The organism is Streptomyces sp. NPDC006294 (assembly GCF_042870895.1).
Taxonomy (GTDB): domain Bacteria; phylum Actinomycetota; class Actinomycetes; order Streptomycetales; family Streptomycetaceae; genus Streptomyces.
Window position 1 is genome coordinate 1 of sequence record NZ_JBIAHV010000046.1, and the last position, 1362, is coordinate 1362.

Sequence of the window (1362 nt, forward strand, 5' to 3'; positions counted from 1 at the left end):
GGGTGAAGTGGCGACGGCGTTGCGGGTGAGCAGGACCAGCCGGGAGTCGGCGAACCGCTCCTCCGCCAGCCACCGCTTGACCAGGCCCAACGCCCCGTACAGCACCTCATGGACCCGCGCGGCGAGCTTGTCGGTGCCGTCCTGCTGAGGCGCATACGGCACGACCACCACGTCCGGGACGACGTCCAGTGTGGCCACGGATTCCAGGTCGTCGGCCGCGAAGACCGTCGCACCGGTCTCCTCCAGCGTCCGTCCCACCCGCAGCGGGTCCGGCCCGACGACCGCCCAGCGCCGCGCCGCGACGGGGGAGAGCCCCGCGGAGGCCGGCACCCAGTCCATGCGGAACAGGCTGTCGTTCATGGAGGAACCGGCCGCCTCCAACTGCGCGGTGACCACCGGCCGTACGACCAGCGACTCGGCCGTGGCGACCGGCATGCCGGCCGGGTCGGCCACGGTGACCGACACGGTGTCCTCGGCGTCCCCGAGCGGAGCCACGCGCACCCGCAGCGCGGCGGCGCCTGCCGTGTGCAGGGTCACCCCGCTCCACGAGAACGGCAGCCGCGCCCGGCCCTCGCCCGCCGCGGGCAGCACGCCCAGACCCAGCGCGTGCAGCGCCGCGTCCATCAGCGCCGGGTGGATGCCGTACTCCGCGGCCTCGGCGGACTCCTCCTCCGGCAGCGCGACGTCGGCGAAGATCTCGTCACCGCGCCGCCAGGCGGTCCGCAGGCCGTGGAAGGCAGGGCCGTACCCGTAGCCCTGCTCGGCCAGCCTGTCGTAGTAGCCCTCGGTCTCCACCGGCTCGGCCCCGGAGGGCGGCCATGTGGTCATGTCGGCATCGGGCCTCGGGGACTGCTCTACGGGGGCCAGGGTGCCGGTGGCGTGCCGGGTCCACGGCTCGTCGCTGCCGGCGTCCTGCGCGCGTGAGTGGAGAGTCAGCTCGCGCCGCCCCGAGTCGTCAGGTGCGCCCGCGTTCAACTGCACGTCCAGCCCGCCCCGTTCGGGAAGGATCAGGGCTGCTTCGAGGGTGAGTTCCTCTACGGTGCCGCAGTCGACGTGGTGGCCAGCCTGGAGGGCGAGTTCGAGGAACCCGGTGCCGGGGAGCAGGACGGTGCCGGCTACGGCGTGGTCGGCGAGCCAGGGGTGGCTCTGCAACGACAGCCGCCCGGTGAACAGGTGCGTGTCCGTGCCGGCCACCTCCACGGCAGCCCCCAGCAGCGGATGATCGGCGGCCGCCAGGCCCGCGCCGGAGAGGTTCGTCCGGCTGTCGGTGGTGGGGTTGATCCAGTAGTGCTGGTGCTGGAAGGGGTAGGTGGGGAGGTCGGTGACGCGGTTGGTTCGCGGGGTGGGCCAGTTGATGGGGTG

General features: G+C 73.4%; 1 protein-coding gene. It reads right to left on the reverse strand.

Annotation, left to right across the window (positions count from 1 at the left end; all coding sequences use genetic code 11):
- Positions 1-1362: polyketide synthase dehydratase domain-containing protein (locus tag ACFYOP_RS33740; RefSeq protein WP_356899685.1), on the reverse strand; the 1362-nt coding region annotated here is incomplete at both ends.